The sequence below is a fragment of the Burkholderia semiarida genome (assembly GCF_029268935.1).
GTDB lineage: Bacteria > Pseudomonadota > Gammaproteobacteria > Burkholderiales > Burkholderiaceae > Burkholderia > Burkholderia semiarida.
On sequence record NZ_JAHLCL010000005.1, the window covers coordinates 305,455 to 331,469 of the forward strand.

22 protein-coding genes are annotated in these 26,015 nt (G+C 69.7%); 11 read left to right on the forward strand and 11 right to left on the reverse strand.

Annotation, left to right across the window (positions count from 1 at the left end):
• Positions 1-47: 47 nt before the first annotated feature.
• From KPB06_RS08220 to KPB06_RS08235, 4 genes are all read right to left on the reverse strand, one after another.
• Complete coding sequence (locus KPB06_RS08220; protein WP_275905376.1) at positions 48-854, reverse strand: oxidoreductase; 807 nt, start codon at positions 852-854, stop codon at positions 48-50.
• A 33-nt stretch (positions 855-887) separates the two neighbouring features.
• Positions 888-4,028 carry an efflux RND transporter permease subunit gene (locus KPB06_RS08225; protein ID WP_275905375.1) on the reverse strand — a complete coding sequence of 1,047 codons (3,141 nt, stop codon included), beginning with the start codon at positions 4,026-4,028 and terminating at the stop codon, positions 888-890.
• Positions 4,025-5,134 carry an efflux RND transporter periplasmic adaptor subunit gene (locus tag KPB06_RS08230; protein ID WP_275905374.1) on the reverse strand — a complete coding sequence of 370 codons (1,110 nt, stop codon included), beginning with the start codon at positions 5,132-5,134 and terminating at the stop codon, positions 4,025-4,027. Before KPB06_RS08230 ends, KPB06_RS08225 begins: the two co-directional genes overlap by 4 nt.
• An 82-nt stretch (positions 5,135-5,216) precedes the next feature.
• Positions 5,217-5,834, reverse strand: a complete 618-nt coding sequence (locus KPB06_RS08235) for a TetR/AcrR family transcriptional regulator (RefSeq protein ID WP_226093999.1) — start codon at positions 5,832-5,834, stop codon at positions 5,217-5,219.
• 77 nt (positions 5,835-5,911) lie between these two features.
• Between KPB06_RS08235 and KPB06_RS08240 the strand changes: the two genes are divergently transcribed.
• Entirely contained in the window at positions 5,912-7,372 is a 1,461-nt protein-coding gene (locus KPB06_RS08240) for an efflux transporter outer membrane subunit (RefSeq protein ID WP_275905373.1), read from the forward strand.
• Between the two features lie 34 nt (positions 7,373-7,406).
• Positions 7,407-7,772: an addiction module antidote protein gene (locus tag KPB06_RS08245; protein WP_275905372.1), complete on the forward strand. Its 366-nt coding sequence runs from the start codon at positions 7,407-7,409 to the stop codon at positions 7,770-7,772.
• 88 nt (positions 7,773-7,860) lie between these two features.
• Here KPB06_RS08245 and KPB06_RS08250 read toward each other — a convergent pair whose 3' ends face one another.
• From KPB06_RS08250 to coxB, 4 genes are read right to left on the reverse strand one after another with little or no spacing between them, the layout of a single operon-like run.
• On the reverse strand, positions 7,861-9,438 hold the full coding sequence (locus KPB06_RS08250) for a c-type cytochrome (protein WP_275905371.1): 1,578 nt from the start codon (positions 9,436-9,438) through the stop codon (positions 7,861-7,863).
• On the reverse strand, positions 9,429-9,836 hold the full coding sequence (locus tag KPB06_RS08255) for a hypothetical protein (RefSeq protein ID WP_059575088.1): 408 nt from the start codon (positions 9,834-9,836) through the stop codon (positions 9,429-9,431). Before KPB06_RS08255 ends, KPB06_RS08250 begins: the two co-directional genes overlap by 10 nt.
• The gene (gene ctaD, locus KPB06_RS08260) at positions 9,833-12,472 is read right to left on the reverse strand and encodes a cytochrome c oxidase subunit I (RefSeq protein ID WP_104013386.1); all 2,640 of its coding nucleotides are present in this window, start codon (positions 12,470-12,472) and stop codon (positions 9,833-9,835) included. The genes KPB06_RS08255 and ctaD overlap by 4 nt, the downstream gene beginning before the upstream one ends.
• A gap of 13 nt (positions 12,473-12,485) precedes the next feature.
• On the reverse strand, positions 12,486-13,523 hold the full coding sequence (gene coxB, locus KPB06_RS08265) for a cytochrome c oxidase subunit II (RefSeq protein WP_275905370.1): 1,038 nt from the start codon (positions 13,521-13,523) through the stop codon (positions 12,486-12,488).
• Between the two features lie 308 nt (positions 13,524-13,831).
• Between coxB and KPB06_RS08270 the strand changes: the two genes are divergently transcribed.
• Together KPB06_RS08270 and KPB06_RS08275 are read left to right on the forward strand one after the other, a co-directional pair.
• A complete protein-coding gene (locus tag KPB06_RS08270; RefSeq protein ID WP_275905369.1) occupies positions 13,832-14,815 on the forward strand; it encodes an SDR family oxidoreductase in 984 nt (327 codons plus the stop codon).
• A gap of 5 nt (positions 14,816-14,820) precedes the next feature.
• Complete coding sequence (locus tag KPB06_RS08275; protein WP_275905526.1) at positions 14,821-16,599, forward strand: glycoside hydrolase family 15 protein; 1,779 nt, start codon at positions 14,821-14,823, stop codon at positions 16,597-16,599.
• A gap of 28 nt (positions 16,600-16,627) precedes the next feature.
• On the opposite strand, the gene KPB06_RS08280 is transcribed toward KPB06_RS08275, so the two are convergent.
• Entirely contained in the window at positions 16,628-18,472 is a 1,845-nt protein-coding gene (locus tag KPB06_RS08280) for a thiamine pyrophosphate-requiring protein (RefSeq protein WP_275905368.1), read from the reverse strand.
• A 280-nt stretch (positions 18,473-18,752) separates the two neighbouring features.
• Between KPB06_RS08280 and copM the strand changes: the two genes are divergently transcribed.
• The 5 genes from copM (at position 18,753) to KPB06_RS08305 (ending at position 21,927) form a co-directional block, all read left to right on the forward strand.
• Positions 18,753-19,136, forward strand: a complete 384-nt coding sequence (gene copM / locus KPB06_RS08285; RefSeq protein ID WP_059575094.1) for a CopM family metallochaperone — start codon at positions 18,753-18,755, stop codon at positions 19,134-19,136.
• A 127-nt stretch (positions 19,137-19,263) separates the two neighbouring features.
• Entirely contained in the window at positions 19,264-20,004 is a 741-nt protein-coding gene (locus KPB06_RS08290) for an FRG domain-containing protein (protein WP_275905367.1), read from the forward strand.
• A 161-nt stretch (positions 20,005-20,165) separates the two neighbouring features.
• Positions 20,166-20,687, forward strand: a complete 522-nt coding sequence (locus KPB06_RS08295; protein WP_059575098.1) for a low affinity iron permease family protein — start codon at positions 20,166-20,168, stop codon at positions 20,685-20,687.
• 165 nt (positions 20,688-20,852) lie between these two features.
• The gene (locus KPB06_RS08300; RefSeq protein WP_275905366.1) at positions 20,853-21,332 is read left to right on the forward strand and encodes a BON domain-containing protein; all 480 of its coding nucleotides are present in this window, start codon (positions 20,853-20,855) and stop codon (positions 21,330-21,332) included.
• Positions 21,333-21,444: 112 nt separating this feature from the next.
• Positions 21,445-21,927, forward strand: a complete 483-nt coding sequence (locus tag KPB06_RS08305; protein ID WP_275905365.1) for a DUF1641 domain-containing protein — start codon at positions 21,445-21,447, stop codon at positions 21,925-21,927.
• Here KPB06_RS08305 and KPB06_RS08310 read toward each other — a convergent pair.
• Together KPB06_RS08310 and KPB06_RS08315 are read right to left on the reverse strand one after the other, a co-directional pair.
• The gene (locus KPB06_RS08310) at positions 21,902-22,375 is read right to left on the reverse strand and encodes an NUDIX hydrolase (protein WP_059575104.1); all 474 of its coding nucleotides are present in this window, start codon (positions 22,373-22,375) and stop codon (positions 21,902-21,904) included. The genes KPB06_RS08305 and KPB06_RS08310 overlap by 26 nt on opposite strands.
• A 209-nt stretch (positions 22,376-22,584) precedes the next feature.
• The gene (locus KPB06_RS08315) at positions 22,585-22,785 is read right to left on the reverse strand and encodes a hypothetical protein (protein ID WP_059575106.1); all 201 of its coding nucleotides are present in this window, start codon (positions 22,783-22,785) and stop codon (positions 22,585-22,587) included.
• A 159-nt stretch (positions 22,786-22,944) separates the two neighbouring features.
• Here KPB06_RS08315 and KPB06_RS08320 point away from each other — a divergent pair, with 159 nt between their 5' ends.
• Together KPB06_RS08320 and KPB06_RS08325 are read left to right on the forward strand one after the other, a co-directional pair.
• Positions 22,945-24,336, forward strand: a complete 1,392-nt coding sequence (locus tag KPB06_RS08320) for an HlyD family secretion protein (RefSeq protein ID WP_275905364.1) — start codon at positions 22,945-22,947, stop codon at positions 24,334-24,336.
• Between the two features lie 85 nt (positions 24,337-24,421).
• The gene (locus KPB06_RS08325) at positions 24,422-26,014 is read left to right on the forward strand and encodes a DHA2 family efflux MFS transporter permease subunit (RefSeq protein ID WP_089466163.1); all 1,593 of its coding nucleotides are present in this window, start codon (positions 24,422-24,424) and stop codon (positions 26,012-26,014) included.
• The last annotated feature ends 1 nt before the right edge of the window (position 26,015 follow it).

The following is a 26,015-nucleotide window of genomic DNA, read 5'->3' on the forward strand; positions in this document are numbered from 1 at the left end:
TTCCATGGCGGGTGCCTCGTCCACGGACGTTTCGGCGGCCGGCCGCGTCACGCGAGCCGGAATTTTTTCCGCAGGCTCGCATCGACCGGGCCGGCCGGCATGAAGCGCCGCAACCTGCGCAGCAGCGACGCCTCGCCGTTGGGCGTACGCCGCATCCGCCATGCGCCGAGCGCCGCGTCGACGACGGTGGCGGCCACGCCCTCGGGGTGCGGCGCGGCTTTCACGCTGTCGCGGACGGCGCGCGCCGCGAGCGTGCGCTCGCGGTCGTAATCGGCGATCGGCGCGCTCGCCTGTGGCGCGTTGACGTCCAGGTTGGTCCGCGTAAACGACGGCTCGACCAGCGTCGCGCGAATGCCGAACTGGCGCAGTTCGTGATCGAGCGATTCGGTCAAACCTTCAACCGCATGTTTGGACGCCGAATAAAGCCCCATGTACGGCGCCGGCAGAAAGCCGAGCACCGAGCTGACATTGACGATCCGGCCGCGCCGTTGCGCCCGCATGTGCGGAAGTACCGCACGGGTCGTACGCAGGATGCCGAATACATTGGTGTCGAACAACGCGTCGGCTTCGTCCACCGACGTCTCCTCCACCGCGCCGATCAGGCTCATGCCCGCATTGTTCACGAGCACGTCGATACGCGCGGCGCGGTCGATGATCGTCTGGATGCCGGATCGAACGGACGCGTCGTCACGCACGTCCATCTCGATCAGCTCGACGCCGGCGACGGGCGCCGTTCGCGCGATGCTGCGCACGGTGCCGAACACGCGGCAGCCCCGTTTGGCGAATCGTTCTGCGGCGACGCGGCCGATGCCCGACGACACGCCGGTCACGACGACAACGGTGGAATTCGACATGGCTGTTTCCTTCGATACGGGGAATGGGGAATATCAATCGCGCGCATCCAGCGCGGGCTGAAGTGCGGTCGTGGCAGGCGCTGCCAGTTCATGGCCGCCGTGGCGGGCGGCGGCGGAATGACCGGGCCGGATCCTGAACCAGATCGCGTACATCGCCGGCAGGAACATCAGCGTGAGGATCGTCCCGGCGAACGTGCCGCCGATCAGCGTGTACGCGAGCGTGCCCCAGAACACCGAATGCGTGAGCGGAATGAACGCGAGCACGGCCGCCATCGCGGTGAGAACTACCGGGCGTGCCCGCTGCACGGTCGCCTCGACGACCGCGTGGAACGGATCCAGCCCCGCCTGTTCGTTCTGGTGAATCTGGCCGATCAGGATCAGCGTGTTGCGCATCAGGATCCCCGACAGCGCGATGAGGCCCACCAGCGCATTGATGCCGAACGGCTGCCGGAACAGGATCAGCGTCGGCACCACGCCGATCAGGCCGAGCGGGCTCGTCAGGAACACCATCACCATCGCGGAGATCGAACGCACCTGGAAGATGATGATGATCAGCGTCACCGCCAGCATGATCGGGAACAGCGGCAGCATCGCCTTCGTGGCCTTGCCGGATTCCTCGATCGAGCCGGCTTCCTCGATTCGATAGCCGCTCGGCAGCGCGGCGATGATCGGCTGAAGCTGCTTCGTGATCGCGGCCGACACGTCCGGCGGCTGCAGGCCGTCGGCGATGTCGCCGCGCACCGTGAGCGTCGGCACGCGATCGCGCCAGCGCATGATCGGCTCTTCCATGCGCACGTCGACCTTGCCGACCTGCGACAGCGGAATGCGCTGCCCGTTCGCGCCGGCGAGCGTGAAGTCGTCGAGCCGCGCCGGGTCGAGCCGTGCATCGCCGCCCGAGCGCGCGACCACCTGCACGGTCCGGATATCCTCGCGCACTTCGGTGACGGGCACCCCGGTCAACAGAAACTGCAGCTGCTGCGCGACCGCGCTGGACGTCAACCCGACGGCCTGCAGGCGGTCCTGCTCCAACGTGAAATGCAGCGCCGGCGCGCGCGTGCCCCAGTCGGCATTGACCGTGCGCATCATCGGGCTGCCGGCCATCACGCGCTCGACGTCGGCCGCGATGCCGCGCAGCGTGTCCGGATCGGGGCCCGTGACCCGATACGCGACCGGGAACGGCGAATACGGGCCGAACACGAGCTGCGTCACGCGCACGCGCGCATCGGGCGCGAGGCCGTCGGCGATCGCCCGCCGCAGGCGTGCCTTCAACGCGTCGCGCTCGTCCTGGCTGTCGGTGCGCACGACGATCTTCGCGAACGACGGATCGGGCAGCTCCGGCCCCATCGCCAGATAAAAGCGCGGCGCGCCCTGGCCGACGTACGCGGTGACGATCCTCGCTTCCTGCTGCTTCGCGAGCCACGCTTCGACCTTCGACGTGGCCGCGCTCGTTTGAGAAATCGACGTGCCGTACGGCATCTGCACCTCGACGAGGACCTCGGGGCGATCGGAGATCGGGAAGAACTGCTTCTTGACGACGGCCATGCCGACAATGGCGAGTACGAACAGGCCGACGACGGACCCCGCAACCAGCCATTTACGCGCAATCACGCGCGTGAGCACCTGTCGGAAACGGTTGTAGCGCGGCGTGTCGTAGATCGCATCGTGACCGCCTTCGAACTTCTTGAGGTTCGGCAGCATCTTCACGCCGAGGTACGGCGTGAACGCGACGGCGACGACCCACGATGCGATCAGCGCGATCCCGACGATCCAGAACATGTTGCTCGTGTATTCGCCGGCGGTCGAGCGCGCGAAGCCGTTCGGCATGAAGCCGACCGCGGTGACCAGCGTGCCGGCCAGCATCGGCGCGGCCGTATGGCTCCACGCGTAAGCCGACGCGGCCACACGGTCGTAGCCTTCCTCCATTTTCACGACCATCATTTCGATCGCGATGATCGCGTCGTCGACGAGCAGACCGAGCGCGAGGATCAGCGAACCGAGCGTGATGCGATCGAAGTTCTTGCCGGTGGCGGCCATCACGACGAACACCACGGCGAGCGTCAGCGGCACGGCCGCGGCGACGACGAGGCCGACGCGCCAGCCCATGCTGACGAAGCTCACCAGCATCACGACGAGCAGCGCGGCGAAGAACTTGACCATGAACTCGTCGACGGCCGAGCTGATGTTCACGGACTGGTCGGTGACCTTGGTCAGGCTCATGCCGAGCGGCAACTCCGCGTTGATCGCGCCGACTTCCCGGTCCAGCGCGCGGCCGAGGTCGAGCCCGTTCCAGCCGTCGCGCATCACGACGCCGAGCAGCAGCGCGGGTTCGCCGTTGTTGCGGATCATGAAGGTGGACGGGTCTTCGTAGCCGCGCTCGACGGTGGCGATGTCCGACAGTTTCAACGTGCGGCCCTGCGCGACGATCGGCGTGTCGCGAATCTTCTGCAGCTTGTCGAACGCGCCGTCCATGCGAATGAAGATCTCCGGCCCGCGCGTCTCGACGGAGCCGGCCGGCGTCAGTGCGTTCTGGCCATTGAGCGCGGCGAATACGTCCTGCGGGCTCACGCCGAGCGTCGCGAGCCGGTCGTGCGACAGCTGCACGTAGATGCGCTCCGCCTGTTCGCCGATGATGTCGACCTTCTTCACGCCCGGCACATGCAGCAGCCGCTGGCGCTGCGTCTCCGCATCGCGAACCAGCAGGCGCTGCGGTTCGCCCTTGGCCTTCAGCGCGAACAGCGCGAACGTGACGTCCGCGTATTCGTCGTTGACCAGCGGGCCGATCACGCCGGCCGGCAGATCGTTCGCGACGTCGCCGATTTTCTTGCGCGCCTGATAGAACTGCTCCTGCACCTCGGACGGCGGCGTGCTGTCGAGCAACGTCAGCGTCGTGAACGCGAGGCCGGGGCGCGTGTAGGTTTCGGTGCGGTCGTACCAGCGTAACGCCTGCAATCGCTTTTCGATCTTTTCGGCCACCTGGTCGTGCATTTCCTGCGCGGTCGCGCCCGGCCATGCGGTGACGATGGTCATCACCTTGACGGTAAAGGCAGGGTCTTCCGCGCGCCCCAGCTTGAAGAACGATACGAGCCCCGCGAGCGAAATCAGGCAGATCAGGAACAGCGTGATCGCGCGCTCGCGCACCGCGAGCGCCGACAGGTTGAAGCGGCGTTCGCTCACGGCCGTGCTCCTTCGTGTGCGGTCGTGGCGGCCACGCGAACCGCTTCGCCGTCGCGCAGCAACTGCGCGCCGAGCGCGACGACCCGCTCGCCTTGCTTCAGTGCGCCGGACACGCGTGCGCTGTCGTCGTCCAGATGCTCGACCGTGACGGGCCGCCATCCCACCTTGGCCGGATCGCCCGCGACGACCCACACGCCGGGCCCTTTGCCTGCATCCAGCAGCGCGCCGATCGGTACCTGCAGGCCGGCTTGCGGCGCCGCGCGCGCGTCGTCCGGCATGCGGATCGTGACGGTCGCGCCCAGCGGTGCGGCGGCCAGCGCGCCCTGCAACACGTAGCGCGCTTCGAACGTGCGCGTTCGCGCATCCGCGGTGTCGGACAACTGGCGCAGCGTCGCGGGGACACTCGCGCCCGGCCTGCCGAACAGCTCTGCCTGCGCGATGGATCCGACCGCGGGGCGCAGCGTTTCCGGCAGCTGGATCACCGCTTCCCGGCTGCCGGCGTGCGCGAGCCGCACGACCGGCTGGCCGGCGCTGACGACCTGGCCGGGCTCCGCGAGCGTTTCCATCACGACGCCGTCGCCGTCCGCGACCAGTTCCGCGTAGCCGGTCGCATTGCGCGCGACGTCGGCGTCGGCCTCGGCGGCGCTCAACTGGGCTTTCGCGGCGTCGGCCGCGGCCTTGACCTGGTCATAGGCCGATGCCGATATCGCGCCGGTGCCGCGCAGGTCGCGGTAGCGCGCTTCGTCTTCGGCGGTCTGCCGCGCTCGTGCCCGTGCCGCGGCCACCGCTTCATCGCGTGCGCGCGCCGCGAGCTTCAGGTCGACGGGGTCGATGCGCATCAGCGGCTGGCCGCGGCGGACGGTTTGCCCGGTATCGACGAGCCGCTCCAGCACCTTGCCGGACACCCGGAACCCGAGGTCGCTCTGCACGCGGGCGGCGACGGTGCCGGTAAACGACCGCGATGCGGGCGCGGCTGCGTGCACGATGGCGGTACGCACGAGCGGCGCTTCCGTGCGCGGATCGGAAGGCGCTTTTCCGCTGCAGGCGGCTAGCGCGAGGGGCAGCGCGGAAGCGACTGCAAGGAGAGCGAGGCGACGCCGGACCATGAAAGACCCACTGACGAGGTGATCGGGGCTTTCATTGTGTATCTAGTGACCAAAATAGTCAATGGTCACAAACGATGTCGGTTCATGGGGCGAGGCTGCGGAGCACCAGGCTCGACAACTGCGCGGGCGCGGCGTCGGTCGTGTCGAGGTTGTACTGCAGCAGCAGCGGATTCAGGTACGGCCGCATCACGAGGTAGATCGCCGTCGCGGTTTCGTCCAGCGGCGTCTTGCGCTCGAACTCGCCGCTTTGCCTGCCCGCCTGCAGCACCTCCTGCAGCAGCTTCTGCACACGGGCCTCATAGGCCTGCACCGACTGCCAGTTGCCGGTGGCGGCCGACGCGGCGATGTCGTACAGCTTGCGGTCGCGGAAGAACAGCCGCAGGCTCGCTTCGGTAGAGACCTTGAACATGCGCCGCAGCTTTTCGGTGGGCAGTTCCGCTTCGGCGACGGCGGCGCGCACGTCGGTCTCGATTTCATGCAGGCAGTTCGAGCAGATCATCTCGCCGATCGCCTGTTTCGATTCGAAGAACTTGTAGATATAGGCCTTCGAGAAGCCGATGGACTTCGCGAGGTCGGACACGGTCGTCTTCTCGTAGCCGTACCGGCTGAAGTGCTCGGTGGCGGCGGCCACGATCTGGTCGCGCACGTCGTGATCGGCCGGGCCGCGTGCGGGCGCGGGGGAAGCGGTGTTTTCTTTCATGGGTTGCGGCTGGCAGGGATGGACAACGAGTGACTATTTGGTATTATAGTCACTGCCTGATCTTGACTGAAACCGTCATGCTACCGAAACCCATCGTTGCCGCGCTGCTCGCCGCGCTCCTGTCTGCCGGATGCGCCGTCGGTCCCGACTACGTGCGGCCGGACGTCGCCATGCCGCAGTACTTCCAGGGCCAGAGCGCCGTGGAGCAGCGGCGCGCGGCGGCCGACGCCGAACTCGCGACGTGGTGGACGGGCTTCGGCGATCCGCAGTTGACCCGGTTCGTCACGCTCGCGCTTGCACAGAACCTCGATCTCGCGCAGGCCGCGGCCCGCGTCACGCAAGCGCGTGCTGGGCTCGGGGCGGCCAATGCGGCGCTGTTGCCGTCTGGCAATGTGACGGGCCAGGCCGCGCGCGTCTATCAGTCGGTCGAAACGCCGTTGGGGCGCGTTCTGAATTCGACGCCCGGTTTCGACCGTCACGGGAGCGCCTACGAAGCCGATTTCAACGCGAGCTGGGAACTGGATGTGTTCGGCGGGCTGCGCCGCGGGCGGCAAGCCGCCCTTGCCGACTATCAGGCGTCCGAAGCGGCGGCGGTCGCCACGCGCCTGGCCGTCGCCGCGCAGACGGCCGACATCTACATCACGATTCGCGGGTTGCAGGGCCGGTTGAAGGTCGCGCGGCATCAGGTGCGGACCGAGCAGGATCTGTTGTCGACGATCAATCTGCTGTACGGGAAGGGGCTCGCGGCGGAGCTTCAGGTCAGGCAGGCCGAAGGTGCGCTCGCGCAGGTTCGTGCGACGGTGCCGGTGCTCGAAGCGGCGCTGGACACGGCGATGAATGCGCTCGACGTGATGCTCGGTGCGCAGCCCGGCACGCATCGCGCGGAATTGCTCGACGGCGGCGACGTGCCGGTGGCGCCGCGGATCGCGGCGACGGGCACGCCGGGCGAATTGCTCAGGCGGCGGCCCGACCTGATGGTCGCCGAGCGACGCCTTGCGGCGTCGAACGCGCGCATCGGCGTGGCGATTGCCGAGTATTACCCGAAGTTTTCGCTGAGCGGATTGCTCGGCAGCGCGACGACGATGGGCGCGGGCAACCTGTTTGCCGGCGGTGCGAACCAGGCGGCCGGCGTGCTCGGCCTGCGCTGGCGCCTGTTCGACTTCGGCCGGATCAATGCGCAGATTGCCGACGCCAAAGGAAAGGAAGCCGAAATGCTGGCCGCGTATCGGCTCGCGGCGCTGCACGCCACCGAGGATGTCGAAAATGCGTTCTCTGCGCTCGTCAAGCGCGACGAACAGGCGGCCGTGCTGGCCAGCGGCGTCGATTCGCTCGGCCGCGCGCGGGCCGCGTCGTTCGCGGCGTACCAGAAAGGCGTCGTCAGCCTGATCGAAGTGTTGCAGGCCGACGAAAGCTTGCTGCGCGCGTCCGACGAACGCGTGCAGGCGCGAACCGAATCGGCGCGTGCGGCGGTCGCGGCGTTCAAGGCGCTCGGTGGAGGATGGCAGGCGCCGGAGGCCGAGGCCGTTGCGAGCCGGTAGCGGTAGCGCCGGAGCCTCTGATGATCGCGCGAATATGAAAATCAGCGAGCTGGCCGAATTCGATGGCTCGAAGTACCTGAAGGACGAGGAAGCGATTCGTCACTACCTGGCGCAGGCATTCGAAGATCGGGACCCTCGACTGATCCAGGCCGCGTTGGGGAACGTCGCGAAAGCGCGTGGCATGACGGCGTTGGCGCGCGAGTCCGGCGTGAAGCGTGAAGCGCTCTACCGTGCGCTGTCGGAAGGCGGAAACGCGGAGTTTGCGACGATCATGAAGGTTGTCGCCGCGTTGGGATTGCATCTGACCGTTGCGCCAATCACGCAGACCGCCGAAGCGGCATCCGGGGCTGAGCCGACTCTTCGCAAGCGCGCGCACGCACGCGCGGCGGCTCACAGCTGATGCCGTCAGGGGCGGGCCGGAAGTCGCGCCGGCCCATTCGTGTCGCCCCGGTCGGCATCGTGCGGGAAGCCCTGCATGCGGCACGCGGCTACCGATGGATCGCTCCCCGCAACCGCCTCACATCCTGCTCCGACACCGGCGCCGCCCGATTCCCCCACGCGCCGCGCACGTAACTGACCACCGCCGCGATTTCTCCGCTCGTCAACGTGCCGCGCATCGCCGGCATCCGCTGCACGGGGCCGTTTTCACCCGGCGCCGGCCGAGCGCCTTCGACGACGATCCGGATCGTGCTCGTCGGATCGGCGGCCAGCACGACCGAACTGCTCGCGAGCGCCGGCCCGTGATCGCGCACGCCCGTGCCGTCCGCACCGTGGCAACGCGCACAGAACCCCGCATACACACCGGCCCCGGGCGCTTGCTGGCCGCTTTCCGCGCGCGGGCCGGCGGGCGTCAACCGCGGCACGCCGACGCCCAGCGGATTCGTCGCGGCGGTCGGTTGCGCGGGCAACGATTTGAGGTACACGGCGATCGCCCGACGATCGTCCTCCGTCAGCAACGCGGTGCTTTCGCCGACGACCGGCGCCATCGCGCCGAACACCGAGCCGCGCGCCGCATGGCCGCTGCGCAGGAACGCGGCGATGTCGTCGGTCGACCAGCGGCCGAGGCCGTCCGGGTCCGCGCCGGTCAGGTTCGGCGCGAACCAGTGATCGTTGATACCGCCGGTCAGGAACGCGGGGCTGCGTTCGTCGTAGCCGCGTTCGTTGTAGGCCGGCCCGCGCGGCGTATGGCATGCGCCGCAATGGCCGAGCCCCTGCACGAGATAGGCGCCGCGATTCCATTGCGCTGATTGCGACGGCTGAGGCGTGAACCGGTCGCGGTTCGCGAACGCGAGGCTCCACAGCCCGAGGGCCCAGCGCTGGTTGAACGGAAACGGCAGTTGCGTGAGCTTCGCCGCGTTCGGGGACGGCGCGACGCCGCGCATGAAATACGCGTACAGCGCGCGCACGTCGTCGTCGGTCAGGTGCGCGAGCGACGGGTACGGCATCGCCGGATACAGCCGGCTGCCGTCCGCGCGCACGCCGCGCCGCAATGCGTCGTCGAACTGGCGCAGCGTGTAGTGGCCGATCCCGTGCGTCGGGTCCGGCGTGATGTTCGGCGCATAGATCGGCCCGAACGGCGAATTCACCGGCTGGCCGCCCGCGTACGGCGTATGGTCGGCCGCGTCGTGGCACGCGGCGCAATCGCCGGCCAGCGCGAGATAGCGGCCGCGCGCGATCGTCGCGGCGTCGGCGCTCGCCGCCGCCGCGGCAATGACCGGGCGGCGGGCGGTCGACGCGGAAGCGGAGTCCGGCGGCGGGGCGGAAGCGCCGGACGCTGCCGAATTGGCGACACTCGCCTCCCGCTGGCGTGAAAGCCGCGGATCCTCTCTCGCACGAGCGGACATCGACGCACCGGCATCGGCCGCCGACGCGTGAATCCGCACGAACCGCCAGCCCGACGCGGGCTCGGGCGCTTCGGCCGCCGACGCGCCGCCGCCCGTATCGCCGGCTGCCGCTGCGTTGTCGTCGGGCTGCATGTCGCACGCGCCGAGCATGACACACAGCGCGAGCGCGACACCCGCACGGCGACCGGGCACGCAGCACGAAGCGAACGAGATCAGCGCCATGGACTGCAAGGCCCCACGAAAGCCGTGACGATTCCCGTGAACACGAGACCGATCACGAAGCCGAGCGCGGCGAGCATTCCGCAGCGCGCGAGAAAGCGCGTACTGTCGTCGCGCGTCACGGCGGGCGCATCGGCATCGCGTCGATATCGGTGCCGCCACGCCCGCGCGAGCCACGTCGCGCAGGCCGCGGCCAGTGCGAACGCGCCCGCGGCGATCAGTGCGAGCCACACGCCGACGTGCGTCCAGCGCGGCGCGGCCTGCGCGACGCCGAGCGGATAGCATGCGGTGGACGCGAGCGTTTCGGACACGAGCATCTGCGCAAACCACAGCGCGGGCGCGCCGACGAGGCCGGCCGCGATCGCGAGCAGCGGGGTCCACGCGCGTCGGGCGTCGCTCATCCCGTGCTCCTCAGCCAGAACGGCGATACGTACAGCGCGGTGAAGATGAACAGCCACACGATGTCGACGAAGTGCCAGTAGAGCCCGCCGACCGTCAGCGCGACGCGTCGCTCGCGGCTGAAGAAACCGGCGGCCGTCCACCCCGCGAGCAGCGCGAGGATCGCGAGGCCGGCCACGACGTGCGCGAGATGGAACCCGGTGATCGTGAAATAGAGGCTGCCGTACAGGTGCGCGGTCGGGCCATACGGATGGTCGCGCCATTCGTGAAGCTGGACCAGCGCGAACGCGGTGCCGAGCACCAGCGCGACGACGAGCATCGCGACCGCGCGGGCCTGCCGCTCGGCCCGCACCGCGCGCTCGGCCAGCCACACGAACACGCTGCTCGACAGCAGCACGACCGTGTTGACGGCCGCGAGCCCGATCTTCGGCATCCCTTCGGGCGGCCACGGCGCGGACCATTGCGACTGCAGGTAGAAATAGCAGAACAGCAGATAGCCGAACAGCCCGGCCTCGGTCACGATCAGCGTGAGCACACCCCACCAGCCGCCCGCGCGTTCGCCGCAACTGCCGATCGGCAGCGGGTCGAGGCAGGCGGCCGGCGCGCCGGCCGGCACCGTCGCCGACGGCGGTTCGGCCGGGCGCGCCCCGGCGGCCGCGGCAGGTGCCTGCGTGTTCGCGCGAGCGGGCAGTTGAGCACGTTGCCCGAGCGCGCGGCGCGGCCACAGCCACACGGCGATGGCGACCGCGCAACCGGCCGCGGCCACGCACACGAGCGTTGGCGAGCGCGCGAGCATCGCCGCGAACACGGCGGTCGCGAGCAGCGCGAGCACGAACGGCACGCAACTGTCGTCCGGCATCTTCAGGATCGCGCTCGGCGCCGCGGCGAGCGGCGTGACCGCGAGCGCCTCGCGCCCGTGTGCGAGCCGGTAGCCGATCCGCAGGCTGGTGCGCGTCGGATCGTCGCGCGTTTCCCACAGCGGATGCCGCGACGCGACGAGCGGCAGCACCGCGAAGTTGTACACGGGCGTCGGCGACGCGACCGACCACTCGAGGCCCGCCGCGCCCCACGGATTGTCGCCGGCGCGCACGCCGCGCCGTGCGCTCACCAGCGCGTTGACGACGAACATCACGATGCCGATCCCGAACACGAACGAGCCGATCGTCGTCAGCAGGTTCGACGTGTCCCAGCCCATTCCAGATGGATACGTATAGATGCGGCGCGGCATTCCGAGCAACCCGGAAACGTGCATCGGGAAGAAGCCGAGGTTGAAGCCGATCAGCACGACCCAGAAGGTCCAGCGGCCGAACCGCTCGTTCATCATCCGCCCGGTGAACTTCGGGAACCAGTACGCGACGCCGCCGAGCACCGGGAACACGTTGATGCCGAGCAGTACGTAATGCAGGTGCGCGACGACGAAGTACGTATCGGTGAGCTGCCAGTCGAGCGGCACGGCCGCCGTCATCACGCCCGACACGCCGCCGATCACGAACATCAGCACGAAGCCCGCGAAATACAGGAACGGCGTGCGAAACACGGGGCGTCCGGTCCAGATCGTCGCGATCCACGCGAACACCGCGACTGCGCTCGGGATCGAGATCAGCATGCTCGCGGCGCCGAAGAACGCGAGCGCGAGCGGCGCGATGCCGGTCGCGAACATGTGGTGGACCCACACCTCGAAGCCGATCAGCATCGTCGCTACCGTCGATACCGCGACGGCCTCGTACGCGACGAGCGGCCGCCGGCAGAAGGTCGGTAGCGCGTCGGATACGATCCCCATCGCCGGCAGCACGACCACGTACACCCACGGATGCGCGAACATCCAGAACAGGTGCTGCCACAACAGCGGCCGGCCGCCATGCGCGACGTCGAAGAAGTGCGTGCCCGCATTGCGGTCGAGCCACAGCAGCAGGAACGCGAGGCTCACCGACGGCACCGCCACCAGGTTCGCGACCGACGCGGTCAGCGTGCCCCACACGATGATCGGCACGCGGTCGATCGACATGCCGTGCGCGCGCATCCGCAGCAGCGTGACGACGAAGTTCGCGGCGCCGCCGGTCGTCGAGATGCCGAGCAGGATCATCCCGAGCGCATAGATGTCGATGTTCGCGCCGGCGCTGTAGTCGAGCGACGTGAGCGGCACGTAGTTGAACCAGCCGCCGTCCGGCACCGCGCCGAGCGGAAAGCTCGCGTACAGGAACAACCCGGCGAACAGGAACGACCAGTACGAGAACGCGTTCAGCCGCGGGAACGCCATGTCGCGCGAGCCGAGCATCAGCGGCCACAGGTAGTTCGCGAAGCCGGACAGCACCGGCAGCGCGTACAGGAAGATCATCGTGACGCCGTGCATCGTGAACAGCGAATCGTATTGCGCGGGCGTGAGCAGCGTCGCGTTCGGTCGTGCGAGCTGGATGCGCATCACGAGCGCCTCCACGCCGCCGAGCAGCAGGAACGCGAACGCGGTGACGATGTAGCGCAGCCCGATGCGCTTGTGATCGACGGTGCCGAGCCAGCCGCGCCAGCCGGGTTCCGATTCCCACAGCTCGGCCAGCGCGCGCTCGTGCGCGGAACCGGGCGGCGCTTCGCCGAGATCGGGTACGCGGTTGAGCGGGGCCGGCGTGTCGCGGGCAATGGCCATCGGCATCCTCGGTTCAGTGCAGCGTCGCCAGATACGCGGCGAGATCGTCGGCGTCGCGCGGCGCGAGCGCGATCGACGGCATCAGCGACTGCGGCTTGATCTGCTGCGCGTGCGCGACCCAGCGGCGCAGGTTGTCAGGTGTGTTGTCGAGCGTGCCGGCCGCGAGCAGCCGGCGCGTGCCGACGTGCGTGAGATCGGGGCCCGCGTCGCCCGCCGCGTCGGTGCCGCGCACCGCGTGGCAGCCCGCGCAGCGCGCGGCGAACACGCGCTGGCCGCGGCGTTCGGCGCTCGCCGCGGGGGCCGCGGCCGGCTGGCGCTGCGCGGCGAGCCACGCACGGAACGCGGCCGGCGGCTCGGCCACGACTTCGAACGCCATGTGCGCGTGCTGCGCGCCGCAGTATTGCGAGCACTGCCCGCGATAGACGCCCGGCCGGTCGGCCTGCAGCCATTGGCGATTGGTCTGGCCGGGTATCGTCTGCGTCTTGCCGGCGAGTTGCGGCACCCAGAACGCGTGGATCACGTCGGCGCTCTTCAGTTCGATTGCGATGGGTTTGCCCACCGGAATATGGATCTCGTTCGCCGTGACGAAGCCGGCCCCGTCAATATCGTCCGGATAACGCACGGCCCACCACCAGTCTTGCGCGGTCACGGCGATCGTCAGCGCGGGCGGACGCGGCGGCGCGGCGACGGCACCCAGCACCCGCAGCATGTAGACGAGCGCGCCGAACAGCAGCGCGATCGAGATCGCGGTGCCCACGGTCACGATCGTCAGCCCGCTGCCGTGGCCGGCGCCTGCCTGCGCGCGACGGCGAAACAGCGCGATCAGCAGCAGCACCGCGATCGCGACGCAGACGAACGTGCACAGCGCGAGCAGCGCCCAGCCGAGCACGAACACCGGCTGCGCCGCGGGGCCGGCCGCGTGCACGACGTACGCGAGCGGCAACGGGGCGGACGGATTGCCGGGCTCGGCAGGCGCGGCGGCCGCGCGCGCGACGATCGGCACGATCGTCCACGCGACCGGTGCGATCCATGCGACATGACGGGTTTTCATCAACGGCGGAACGGGCAACGCGACTCCTTGCCGGGTTGGGCGGCATGACGACGGCCGTTCGCGGCGGAGCAAATTTCATGCGCGTGCGGCTCGCACGCATGCGGCCGTGGAAGGGCGGGATGATGTACACGACGACCGGGCGTTACAGCCGACTTGTAAATTGGGCCACCACTCACGGTACACGCCGAGCTAATACGACCCCGGCGGCCGATGGCATGCCGTTTGCTGCGCCGATCGCGTTCTGGCACGCCGCGACGCGAAAGCTTCGACGGCGTGCCGGCGATCATCGGAAAGGAGAGGAATCGACCGTGAAGACCGTCGCGATCACGGGTGCAAGCGCTGGCGTCGGTCGCGCGACCGCTCACGCGTTTGCGCGACTCGGCGCGAACGTCGCGCTGCTCGCTCGCGATCCGCGCGCGCTGCACGACACCGCGTGCGAGGTACGCGCGTATGGCGTCCAGGCGCTGCCGATCGCCGTCGACGTCAGCGATGCGGCCGCGCTCGACGCGGCGGTCGAGCGGATCGAACACGAACTTGGGCCGCTCGACGTGTGGGTCAACAACGCCATGGTCACGGTGTTCGCGCCGTTCGACGCAATCTCGCCGGAAGACTATGCGCGCGTGACGGCCGTCACCTATCTCGGCTGCGTATACGGCACACGGGCCGCACTCGCGCGGATGGCGCCGCGCAACCGCGGCACGATCGTGCAGGTCGGCTCGGCGCTCGCGTACCGGTCGATCCCGTTACAGGCGCCGTACTGCGGCGCGAAACACGCGATCCGAGGCTTCACCGACGCGCTGCGCTGCGAGCTGCTGCATGCGCACAGTCACGTGCGCGTGACGATGGTGCAACTGCCCGCGATCGACACGCCGCAGTTCGACTGGGCCGAATCCGTGCTGCCGCACGCGCCGCGTCCGGTCGCGCCGGTCTATGCGCCGGAAGTGGCGGCCGATGCGATCGTGCACGCCGCGCGGCATCCGTGCCGCGAGCGCTGGGTCGGCTGGTCGTCGCTCGCGGCGATCGTCGCGAACGGCCTCGCGCCGGGCTGCTTCGACCGCTATCTCGCGTGGACGGCCATCCGCGGCCAGCAGCGCGCGGCGCCGGCCGGCCCACGCCCGTCGAACCTGTGGGAGCCCGTGCCGGGCCGCCATGCGACGCGCGGCGCGTTCACTGACGAAGCGCGCCGCACGGGCGCTGAGGCCGGGCTCGGCGCATCGCGCGCGCTCGCATTCGGCGCGACCGTCGCGGTGCTCGCGGCTGCATTTGCCGCCGCGCGCAGATGGAACCGGTGAGCGCGATGCGGATCGAGGATTACGCGCTCGTCGGCGACGGACGCAGCGCGGCGCTCGTCGCGCGCGACGGCAGCATCGACTGGCTCTGCTGGCCGGACTTCGATTCGCCGCCGTGCTTCGCCGCGCTCGTCGGTACGACGGACAACGGCCGGTTGCGAATCGCGCCGCGCGAGCGCGATGCCCGCGCCACACGCCGCTATTTGCCGGGCACCGCGGTGCTCGAAACGGCGTTCGACACCTCGTCGGGCTGCATCACGATCACCGACTGGATGAGCTGGAACGCGCCCGATCCATGCCTGATCCGCAGCGTGAAGGGCGAGCGCGGGACAGTCGACGTCGACGTCGATCTCGGCGTGCGCTTCGACTATGGCAGCGCGCTGCCATGGTGCCGGCATTTCGGCCGGCGCTGGCGAATGATGACGGGGGGCGATGCGATGTGGCTCGACACGGATGCGCGGCTCGACGTGCAGAGCGACCGGCTGGTCGGCACGCGACGGATTGCGGCGGGTGAGCAGGTGGATTTCTGCATCAGTTACGCGCGCTCGTTCGACCCGGCGCCGGCCGTCCCCGATGCGTACGCATCGCTGCGCGACACGCAGGCATTCTGGCGCGTCTGGTCGGATTGCAACGCCGCCGAGGGCCCGCATCGCGACGCGATCGAGCGTGCACTGATCACGGTGAAACTGCTGTCGAGCCTGCGCACCGGCGGCATCGTCGCGGCGCCGACCAGTTCGTTGCCCGAGCGCTTCGGCGGCAAGCGCAACTGGGACTACCGGTTCTGCTGGTTGCGCGATGCGAGTTTCACGCTGCGCGCGCTGGTGCGCTGCGGCTATCGCGACGAAGCCGCGCGTTGGCGCGACTGGCTCGTGCGCGCAATCGCCGATCATCCGTCTCAACTGCAGGTGCTGTATGCGGCCGACGGCGGCCGGCGCGCGGCCGAGTGGGAGGCCGCGCATCTGGCCGGTTACGAAGGCGCGCAGCCGGTGCGCTTCGGCAACGCGGCGGCCGACCAGTTGCAGCTCGACGTGTACGGCGAGGTGCTCGGCGCGCTGTACCAGGCGCGCCGGCACGGGCTGCCGCCCGACGACGACGCGTGGATGCTCGAGCGGCGGCTGCTCGAACATCTCGCGACGATCTGGCCGCAACCGGACGAAGGCATCTGGGAGGTGCGCAGCGGCCGGCACCCGTTCACGTCGTCGAAGGTGATGGTATGGGCTGCGGTCGAAAGCGCGTACCGTTCCGCGCGCGCATTCGGCCACCACGCGCCGCTCGACACGTGGCGGCGCTGGGCCGACGCGGTGCGCGCGGAGGTGCTCGAACACGGCTATCACGCGCAGTTGGGTCGCTTCGTCGATCGCTTCGACGGCGACGGCATCGACGTCAGCCTGTTGCTGATTCCGCTGACCGGGATGCTCGACGCGTCCGACTCGCGTGTGGTCGCGACGGTCGCCGCGATCGAGCGCGAACTGATCGACGACGGCTTGCCGTTCCGCTATCGGCCGCCGCGTTTCGCGGACGGCTGCGAAGGCGACGAAGGCGCGTTTCTCGCGGCCGGCTTCTGGCTCGTGCAGGTGTACTCGATGCAGGGACGCGACGACGATGCACACGCGCTGTTCGAGCGGCTGCTCGGCCTGCGCAACGACGTTGGGCTGCTGTCCGAGGAATACGATGTGCACGCGCGGCGCCTGTGCGGGAATTTTCCGTTCACGCTCGCGCAGGTCGGCCTCGTGAACGCGGCGCTCGCGCTGCAGGGCAACGGGCCGGACGACGTCGACATCGGCTAGGTGCCGCGCCGTCCGCGCTTTGCCTTGCTTACGAGTCGCTTTTCCCTCCCTTGCTGCCTTTGTCGGCCTTGTCGCCGTGTTCGCCGTTGCCGGGCAGCACGGCCGACAGCACCTGCCGCGCGGTCTCGACGATCACGTTGGCTTCACGCGGGTCGCCTTTCGCCAGCGTTTCGGCAAAATGCTTCGCCTGCTGCAGCGTCACGTGCGGCGGCAGCGGCGGCACCTCGGGGTCGCTCTTCACTTCGAGCACGACCGGTCGGTCGGACGCGAGCGCTTCGTCCCACGCGGCGCCGAGCTGTTCCGGATCGTCGACGTAGATGCCCTTGAGGCCGAGGAGGGTCGCGAAGCGGTAGTACGGCACGTTCGGGATCTGCTGCGACGCGTCGAACTTCGGGTCGCCCTCCATCACGCGCTGCTCCCACGTGACCTGGTTCAGGTCCTCGTTGTTCAGCACCATGCAGATCCAGCGCGGGTCGGGCCACTGGCGCCAGTACTTCGCGACCGTGATCAGCTCGGCCATGTTGTTCATCTGCATCGCGCCGTCGCCGACCATCGCGATCACCGGGCGCACCGGGTGCGCGAACTTCGCGGCGATCGCGTAAGGCACCGCGGCGCCCATCGACGCGAGGCCGCCGGACAGCGATCCCATCATCCCGCGCCGCATCATCAGGTCGCGCGCATACCAGTTCGCGCAGGATCCCGAATCGCTCGTCAGGATCACGTCGTCGGGCAGGCGCGGCGACAGCTCGGTGAACGCCCGCTGCGGATTCACACCGCGGCCCGCGCTGGCCTTCGCGGCCGCGCGGGCGGCGAGCGTCTCGCGCCAGTCGTGGTTCCATTTCGCGATCCGGTCGCGCCATGCGGTGTCGCGCCGCTCGTTCAGGAGCGGCAGCAGCGCGCGCAGCGTCTCGGCGCTGTCGCCGACCAGATTGACTTCCATCGGATAGCGCAGGCTCAGCATGTCGGCCTTCAGGTCGATCTGCACGCCGCGCGCCTGGCCTTCCTTCGGCAGGAACTCCGAATACGGAAAACCGGAGCCGACGACCAGCAGCGTGTCGCATTCGGTCATCAGCTCGTAGCTGGGCTTCGTGCCGAGCAGCCCGATCGAGCCGGTGACCCACGGCAGGTCGTCCGGCAGCGCGGCCTTGCCCAGCAGCGCCTTCGCGGCGCCGGCGCCGAGCCGGTCGGCCACCGCGATCACCTCGTCGGTCGCCTTCAGCGCGCCGGCGCCGACCAGCAGCGCGACTTTCGATCCCGCATTGAGCACGTCGGCCGCGCGCCGCAGGTCGTCCGCGTACGGGACGACTTTCGGCGCCGTATAGCCGACCCCTGAATGCACGGTGCCGTGCGCGCGCTTCGGCGGCGCGTAGTCGAGCTCCTGCAGGTCGTTCGGCAGCACGAGCGCGGTGACCGTGCGCGCGCCGAGCGCGGTGCGCACCGCGCGGTCGACCAGGTGCCGCACCTGGCCCGGTACCGTCGCAAGCTGAACGAATGCGCCCGCAACGTCCTTGTAAAGGGCCGGCAGATCCACTTCCTGCTGATAGTGGCCGCCGAGCGCCGCGCGCGCCTGCTGGCCGACGATCGCGAGCACGGGCATGTGGTCGAGCCGCGCGTCGTACAGGCCCGTCACGAGGTGCGTGGCGCCGGGGCCCGAGGTCGCGACGCATACGCCGAGCTCGCCTGTAAATTTTGCATGCGCGGACGCCATGAAGGCCGCCATCTCCTCGTGGCGCGCCTGGATGAATTCGATCTTGCCGTCCGCGCGGTTCAGCGCGCCGAAAAAGCCGTTGATGCCGTCGCCCGGGTAGCCGTAGATGCGGCGCACGCCCCAGTCGTACAGCCGCTGGACGATGAAATCCGCCACTGTCGCCATGCCGTTTCTCCTTGGTTCGGGATGAGCCGATGCGGGGCTGCCGCGCAAGGCACGTGCCGCGCCGCGTGCGTCGGGCACGGCGGTTGCACGCGGCATCCGCGAGCAACGAGCAAGCTGACCGGAGCGCAACGATGGTCGCATTCGCACGCTGGTCGCGCCCAGCGACGCGCGTGCGTGGTGGCGGTAACGCGGGTCGCGCGGCCTCAGCCGTTTCAATGCGTGCGAACGGAAGGGGGATGACGCACGTGGACCGTTCACTTTCTTGTCGAGGATTCGTCTCATGCGTGCATTCAACCGTTCATCCATACGCCGTTGTGCCGCCAGCGCGCTGCTCGCGGCGTGCGCGTCGGCGCTGCCCGCGGCCGCACAGTTGCGCCCGGCCAATCCGGTCAGCGTGCCCGACACGTCCACGCAGGCGTTCAAGCGCGCCGACCGAAAAATGATGGAAGCGATGGAAAGCGCGCCGTACACGGGCGACGCCGACCGCGATTTCGTCGCGCACATGGCGCCGCATCACCAGGGCGCGATCGACATGGCGCAGGTCGAACTCAAATACGGCAAGGATCCGACGCTGCGGCAACTCGCGAGCCGGATCGTCGCCGCGCAGCGCGACGAGATCGCGTTGATGGAGCGCTGGCAGAAGGAGCACGGCAGCACGCCGTGAACCGCGATGCGAGACGGCGATACGCGGGCGACCGTACCGGTGGTTCCGCATCCGGCAAGCGGCGACGTCGGACGCGCGCCGAGCCGATGGCCGCGTGTACGGGCAGGCACGACGGGAGGGGCGATGCATGGACGGTAAGCGCGAGAGCACAGGCCGCTCGATCGACAGCGTCGCCGACTACATGACCATGATCGGCGCGCAGCGGCAGACGATGGCGCTGCGGCTTTTTCGCGGCCAGTGCAATGCCGGCTGGCCGCTCGCGCCGGGCATCGCGCGGCAGCACGCGTCGCCCGACGTCGAAGCGCGGATGCTCGACGAATTCACGCGGCGCGCGCTGCCGCATCTCGAACCCGGGCAGAACCTCGAGGCATGCGACTGGCTCGCGCTCGCGCAGCAGCACGGGATGCGCACGCGCCTGCTCGACTGGTCCGGCAACGCGCTGGCCGCGCTGTGGTTCGCGGTCAGGCGCGCGGGCGAATCGGGCGGCGACGGCGTGGTGTGGTGCCTGTCGCACGACGCCGAAGACATCGCGACCGCCGCGGACCGGCGCGCGCCGCTGGAGGTCACGCGAACCAAGGTGTTCCGGCCGCGTCACGTCATGCCCAGGATCACCGCGCAGGACGGCTGGTTCACGATTCACCGTTATGACGCGCGCGGCGGGCGCTTCGTGCCGCTCGACGAGGACGCGGATCTCGCCGGCCGCCTCGTGCGCATCGCCGTGCCGGGCGCCCGGTTCGCGTCGATCCGGCAGGAGCTTGCCGGCGTCGGCGTGAGCATCGCGACGATCTTTCCGGATCTCGACGGCATCGCTCAACTGACCGACACGCGCTATTTCCCGGACGACGAGGACACGCACGCACCGCGCTAAAGCCGGCGCTGCACGGGCGTACGGGGCGGGCACGCGCGATGCTTCTCCCGACGGCGCGCACGCGGGACCGAACCCCGAGCGGCCGCTGGCGTGCGGTTCGCGGCGGGCGGCGACGCGGCTCATGCGCACATTCAAACAGACTATCGATCCGGGAGGCATTCATGCGCGAACTCAACGAACCACCGAGCGACCGTCGCGGCACGGCGTGCAAGCGCGGCGCCGGTTCCGGGCCGGCCGGGCACGCCGTTACCCGTGCGTTCGAACGTTTTGCGTCGCGCGTGACCACCTGGGCCGGCTCGCCGGTCGCATTCGGCAGCGCGGTCGCGATCACTGCGATATGGCTCGTGAGCGGGCCGGTGTTTCACTACTCGGACGCGTGGCAGCTCGTCATCAATACCGGCACCACGATCATCACGTTTCTGATGGTGTTCCTGCTGCAGCGCAACCAGAATCGCGACAGCGTGGCGTTGCACCTGAAGCTCGACGAACTGCTCGCCGTCACGCGCGCGGCGAGCGACCGGCTGATCGGGATCGAGGATGCGTCCGAGGAAGAATTGCGCGCGTTGGCGCAGACCTACGTCGAAATGGCGCAGCGCGCGGCCGAGCGCGGCGACGACGAGCCGGGCGGAAAACGGGCGGAAGCGGCCGACACGAAAACGGCCGACACGCCGCCCGAATCCTGATCTCGCGATCGAGCGATGCGCGGCCCGATGATTTTTCAAACGCTTGTCGTTTCCGGCGCCGCATCGCGGCGCGACGGCTCGTTCGCGCCGCTCGCGGCGGGGAACGGCACGTGCTGCATGCCGACACGAAGCCCGGTCGTTCCGGGTATAGCCCAGGGTGCCGCCATGAACTCCAGAGTCCCGTCGAATCCGTTGTTGAATCTTGCGGTGGCCGTCGCCTGCGGGGCGGCCGCGATGTACTTCCTCGATCCTGCGTCCGGCCGGCGCCGCCGCGCGTATCTGCGCGACAAGGCGGCCGCGGGCCGGCACGACGTGGCCGATTATGCGAATACGCAGGTGAAGCGGGCGGCCGACCATGCGCGCGGCGCGATCGCCGGGCCGCGGGCCGACTGGCTCGCGGGCGACGCGAACGACGTACAGGTCGCCGAGCGCGTGCGTGCGGCGCTCGGCCGGCTCGTCGCTCGCCCGCGCGACATCGACGTGAGCGTCGAGCGCGGCAACGTGTGCCTGACCGGACAGGTCGACGAGGCCGAACGGCAGGCGCTGATCGACGGTGTCGCCGCGCTGCATGGCGTGCATCGCGTCGAGGACGCGATGGGCGCGCGCAGCGAATACAAGGCGCCGACCGACGGTCATTCGCAGTGACGCGGCCGCGGCTGCCCGCCCCGGCGGGGGCCGGTGAACGAGTACGACATGCATTCGGCGCACGCACGGCTGCCGGAACGACGGCAGCCTGGCGCCTCAACCGGAGCCACCCATGACCGAACGCCAGCCTCCCGACACGACGTCCGCGCATCCGGAGCCGGGCGCGCACGACGCGCTCGAACATCTGCTCGGCAGCCTGCATCGGCACGGCTTCCTGCGCTTCGCGAACGAGGTCGTCAGCGCGAACGCGCGGCTGGCCGACACGTTCGTCGACGCGCTCGACAGGCCCGGCATGCAGAGCGGCATGCAGAATCTCGCGATGCTCGTGACGGCGCTCTCGCGCATTCCGCCGGAACAGTTCGGTCGCGCCGCGTTCGCGGCGGCCGACGCGCTGCATCACGTCGGCGCATGGCAACCGGCGCAGCACCCGCACGTCGCGCCCGGCGTGCGCGGCGTCTACCGCTTGCTGCACGACGAGGCGCTGTGGGATGCATTGACGCCGCTGCTCGAAGGGCTGAAGGTCTTCGCGCAAGGGCTTGCGCGCGATCCGCAGCCGCCCGTCGCCGGGCTCAGCGAGACGGCGAAAGACGCGTGACCGCGCCCGGCCGCGGATCGCTCGCCACGCACAGGCCCGCGAACTGACGGATGATGCGCTGCGTCGGCGCGCTCGCCGGCCAGTGCGGCACCGCGTCGATGCCGACCCAGCGGCACAGCGCGATTTCCCGGCCCGGGCAAGCGTGCGCGCCGCGCGGCAGGCTCGCGACGAACACGTGATGACGCTTCACGCTGCCGTCCACGTAGAAGAAATACGCGAGTTCGAGACCGGTGAGCCCGGTTTCCTCGCGAAGTTCGCGATGCGCGGCGTCGAGCGCCGATTCGCCGCGCCGGATCACGCCGCCGGGCAGCGTCCAGCGCGACGATCGCCCGCGGGCGACCAGCAGCACGCGCCGGTTGCGATGGCAGACGATCGTGGCGCGTTCCTTCGCCAGCGGCGCGAGCGGTACCGCGCGAACGGGGAAATCGGACGGGTCGGGTAGCGTCATGCAGGGCACGCGGCAGATGGGCGAAAGATCCATGCGCCCCCTGCCGCAACGTGCGTTCCCGCTTCGCTGTCGCATGTGCCCTCGTGCGAGTGTTTCGGGCCCGCTGGCCGGCCTTCGTCCGCGATTTTTCAACGGCTTGTCATTTCTGCCGCCGCCCGCTGCGGCCGTTTCGCGCGAGCGGGACGGCGGTATGGCGCGACGCGCGTCGATCACGCGTCGCCGCGTTCGGCAGAGGGCGTGCGACGCGGCGGCGCTCCGCTTGGCGGTGCGGCCGGCTTGCCTTCGGCCGGGTCGTGCGCGCTGCGCGGCGGTGGTGTGGCAGTGCCGCGGCGCTTGCCTTCGGGGCCGGGCGTGCTGTCGCCGCGATCTTCGTCGCGTGTGTCGGTGTCGAGCGGGGTCGAGCGTGTCATGGTTCGCGAGTCCTGTCGGGGCGGTCGAGGCGTACACGTCGCGCATCGCGCATGCCGGGGGTGGACGACGCGCGTTGCCGGGCCCGCTGTTTGCTCGATCGCGCGCTTGAGGTCGGCGCGGGCAATGGCGCCCGCGGCCGCCGCCTGGAGCCCCGTTTCATGTCCGATGCGATCCTGTGCCCGTGGTCCGTTCGTGAGCGATCTTGCGTCGCGCTGCGGCGCGCGTCGACACCCGGACGGCGCGGCACCGGCGCGCCGGACGCGTTCGCGCCGGCGGTGGCCGGCGTCGTACTGTCGACGCCGCTGCCTACCCGCTGGCCTGCCGTCGTCGCCCGCGCGGGCGACGACCCGTCCGGCGGCGGCAGCGGCTCGGGAGCGGCGCCGGGCCGCAACGGCGAGCACCCGACCGACGCGCCGGGCGGCGGTGGCGGCGACGGCCATCCGCACGACGATCGCGGCGGCCGCACCGGCGGCGACGGAGACGGGGACGGCAACAACGGCGAAGGCGAACGCAAGCGGCCCAGTAAGAAAACGCTGATCATTCTCGGCGCGGTGCTGGTCGTGCTGCTCGTCGGCGGGCTCGTCTGGTGGCTCGCGACGCGCAACCAGGAAAGCACCGACGATGCGTACACCGACGGCAATGCGATCGCGGTCGCGCCGCACGTGTCCGGCTACGTGACGCGGCTCGCGGTCGACGACAACAGCTTCGTACGGCGCGGCGACCTGCTCGTCGAGATCGATCCGCGCGACTACCGCGCGCAGGTCGACGCGGCGCAGGCGCAGCTCGGTCTCGCACAGGCGCAGCTCGACGCGGCGCGCGTGCAGCTCGATATCGCGCGTGTGCAGTATCCGGCCCAGTACCGGCAGGCACGCGCGCAGATCGAATCGGCGGAAGCCGCGTACCGGCAGGCGCTCGCCGCGCAGGCGCGGCAGCGGGCGGTCGATGCGCGCGCAACTTCCCAGCAGGCGATCGATGCGGCCGACGCGCAACGCGCGACCGCCGACGCGAACGTCGCGATGGCCCAGGCGCAGGCGCGCACCGCGAGCCTCGTGCCGCAGCAGATCCGGCAGGCCGAGACGGCCGTCGAGGAGCGCCGCCAGCAGGTGCTGCAGGCGCGCGCGCAGCTCGAGACGGCCAACCTGAACCTGTCGTACTGCGAGATGCGCGCGCCGTCCGACGGCTGGGTCACGCGGCGCAACGTGCAATTGGGCTCGTTCCTGCAAGCCGGCACGTCGATCTTCTCGATCGTCACGCCGCGCGTGTGGATCACCGCGAATTTCAAGGAGTCGCAGCTCGAACGGATGCGCGTCGGCGATCGCGTCGACGTGTCGGTCGACGCGTATCCCGATCTCGACCTGCATGGCCACGTCGACAGCATCCAGCTCGGCAGCGGCTCGCGCTTCTCCGCGTTCCCGGCCGAGAACGCGACCGGCAACTTCGTGAAGATCGTGCAGCGCGTGCCGGTGAAGATCGTGCTCGACGGCCCGCTGCCGACCCGTCCGCCGCTCGGTCTCGGCCTGTCGGTCGAGCCGACCGTCCATCTGAAATGACCGGCCGCCGTGCCGCGGCCGGCGTCGACCGGAGCGATCCGATGCCCGATACCCGCATGCCGTTCCCGCCTCGCGAGGCCCGCCGTTGAACCGGCCGCCCGACCGCGGCGGCGCGTCCGGCGGCGCATGGCGCCCCGCCGCGAACCCGTGGCTCATCGCGATCGTCGTCACGCTCGCCGCGTTCATGGAGGTGCTCGACACGACGATCGTCAACGTCGCGCTGCCGCACATCGCCGGCACGATGTCGGCGAGCTACGACGAGGCGACCTGGACGCTCACGTCGTACCTCGTCGCGAACGGCATCGTGCTGCCGATCTCGGGCTTCCTCGGGCGCCTGCTCGGCCGCAAGCGCTACTTCCTGCTGTGCATCGCCGCGTTCACCGTGTGCTCGTTCCTGTGCGGCGTCGCGACCAACCTCGGCGAACTGATCGTGTTCCGAGTGCTGCAGGGGCTGTTCGGCGGCGGGCTGCAGCCAAACCAGCAGTCGATCATCCTCGATACGTTCCCGCCCGAGCAGCGCAACCGCGCGTTCTCGATCTCGGCGATCGCGATCGTCGTCGCGCCGGTGCTCGGACCGACGCTCGGCGGCTGGATCACCGACCATTTCTCGTGGCGCTGGGTGTTCCTGCTCAACGTGCCGATCGGCGCGCTGACCGTGCTCGCGGTGATGCAGCTCGTCGAGGATCCGCCGTGGCGGCGCGACGCCGAGCGCGGGATCTCGATCGACTACATCGGCATCGGGTTGATCGCGATCGGCCTCGGCTGCCTGCAGGTGATGCTCGATCGCGGCGAGGACGAGGACTGGTTCGGCTCGACCTTCATCCGCGTCTTCGCGGTGCTGTCCGCGCTCGGGCTGATCGGTGCGACGCTGTGGCTGCTGCGCACGAAGAAACCGGTGGTCGACCTGTCGTGCCTGCGCGACCGCAATTTCGCGCTCGGCTGCGTGACGATCGCGACGTTCGCGGCGGTGCTGTACGGCAGCGCGGTGATCGTGCCGCAGCTCGCCCAGCAGCATCTCGGCTACACGGCGACGCTCGCGGGGCTCGTGCTGTCGCCCGGCGCGTTGCTGATCACGCTCGAGATTCCGCTCGTGAGCCGGCTGATGCCGCACGTGCAGACGCGCTATCTCGTCGGGTTCGGCTTCGTGCTGCTGTGCGGCGCGCTGATCTATTCGCGCATGCTGGTGCCGGACATCGACTACAAGCACCTCGTGATGATCCGGTGCGCGCAGTCGCTCGCGATCGGCTTCATGTTCGTGCCGATCACGACGCTCGCGTACCTGACCGTGCCGCGGCGGCTCAACGACGACGCGTCCGCGCTGTTCACGATGTTCCGCAACGTCGCGGGCTCGATCGGCATCTCGGTGTCGACCGCGCTGATCCGCGAGCGCACGCAGGCGCGCATGGCGCACCTGTCCACGCACATGTCGACGCTGTCGCAGAACTTCCAGGATGCGCTGCGGGAGAACGCGCGCGCGATCGGCGCGCTGACGGGCGCGCCGCCGCCGGCCGCGTTGCAGACCGCGACCGGCCGGCTCTACGAAACGTTCGTCTCGCAGGCGACGATCCTCGCGTATATCGACGTGTTCGCGATCCTCGCGGTGTTCTGCGCGTTCAGCATTCCGCTGACGTTCCTGTTCTCGCCGGCGAAGGCCGCGCGCGGCGCGGGAGGGCATTGAC

Bases quoted from the DNA above. Each gene is read 5' to 3' on its own strand.
- KPB06_RS08220 (WP_275905376.1), bottom strand. From the start codon at position 854: ATGTCGAATTCCACCGTTGTCGTCGTGACCGGCGTGTCGTCGGGCATC.
- KPB06_RS08230 (WP_275905374.1), bottom strand. From the start codon at position 5,134: ATGGTCCGGCGTCGCCTCGCTCTCCTTGCAGTCGCTTCCGCGCTGCCC.
- KPB06_RS08235 (WP_226093999.1), bottom strand. From the start codon at position 5,834: ATGAAAGAAAACACCGCTTCCCCCGCGCCCGCACGCGGCCCGGCCGAT.
- KPB06_RS08240 (WP_275905373.1), top strand. From the start codon at position 5,912: ATGCTACCGAAACCCATCGTTGCCGCGCTGCTCGCCGCGCTCCTGTCT.
- KPB06_RS08245 (WP_275905372.1), top strand. From the start codon at position 7,407: ATGAAAATCAGCGAGCTGGCCGAATTCGATGGCTCGAAGTACCTGAAG.
- KPB06_RS08250 (WP_275905371.1), bottom strand. From the start codon at position 9,438: ATGGCGCTGATCTCGTTCGCTTCGTGCTGCGTGCCCGGTCGCCGTGCG.
- KPB06_RS08255 (WP_059575088.1), bottom strand. From the start codon at position 9,836: ATGAGCGACGCCCGACGCGCGTGGACCCCGCTGCTCGCGATCGCGGCC.
- ctaD (WP_104013386.1), bottom strand. From the start codon at position 12,472: ATGGCCATTGCCCGCGACACGCCGGCCCCGCTCAACCGCGTACCCGAT.
- coxB (WP_275905370.1), bottom strand. From the start codon at position 13,523: ATGAAAACCCGTCATGTCGCATGGATCGCACCGGTCGCGTGGACGATC.
- KPB06_RS08275 (WP_275905526.1), top strand. From the start codon at position 14,821: ATGCGGATCGAGGATTACGCGCTCGTCGGCGACGGACGCAGCGCGGCG.
- KPB06_RS08280 (WP_275905368.1), bottom strand. From the start codon at position 18,472: ATGGCGACAGTGGCGGATTTCATCGTCCAGCGGCTGTACGACTGGGGC.
- copM (WP_059575094.1), top strand. From the start codon at position 18,753: ATGCGTGCATTCAACCGTTCATCCATACGCCGTTGTGCCGCCAGCGCG.
- KPB06_RS08290 (WP_275905367.1), top strand. From the start codon at position 19,264: ATGGACGGTAAGCGCGAGAGCACAGGCCGCTCGATCGACAGCGTCGCC.
- KPB06_RS08295 (WP_059575098.1), top strand. From the start codon at position 20,166: ATGCGCGAACTCAACGAACCACCGAGCGACCGTCGCGGCACGGCGTGC.
- KPB06_RS08300 (WP_275905366.1), top strand. From the start codon at position 20,853: ATGAACTCCAGAGTCCCGTCGAATCCGTTGTTGAATCTTGCGGTGGCC.
- KPB06_RS08305 (WP_275905365.1), top strand. From the start codon at position 21,445: ATGACCGAACGCCAGCCTCCCGACACGACGTCCGCGCATCCGGAGCCG.
- KPB06_RS08310 (WP_059575104.1), bottom strand. From the start codon at position 22,375: ATGACGCTACCCGACCCGTCCGATTTCCCCGTTCGCGCGGTACCGCTC.
- KPB06_RS08315 (WP_059575106.1), bottom strand. From the start codon at position 22,785: ATGACACGCTCGACCCCGCTCGACACCGACACACGCGACGAAGATCGC.
- KPB06_RS08320 (WP_275905364.1), top strand. From the start codon at position 22,945: ATGTCCGATGCGATCCTGTGCCCGTGGTCCGTTCGTGAGCGATCTTGC.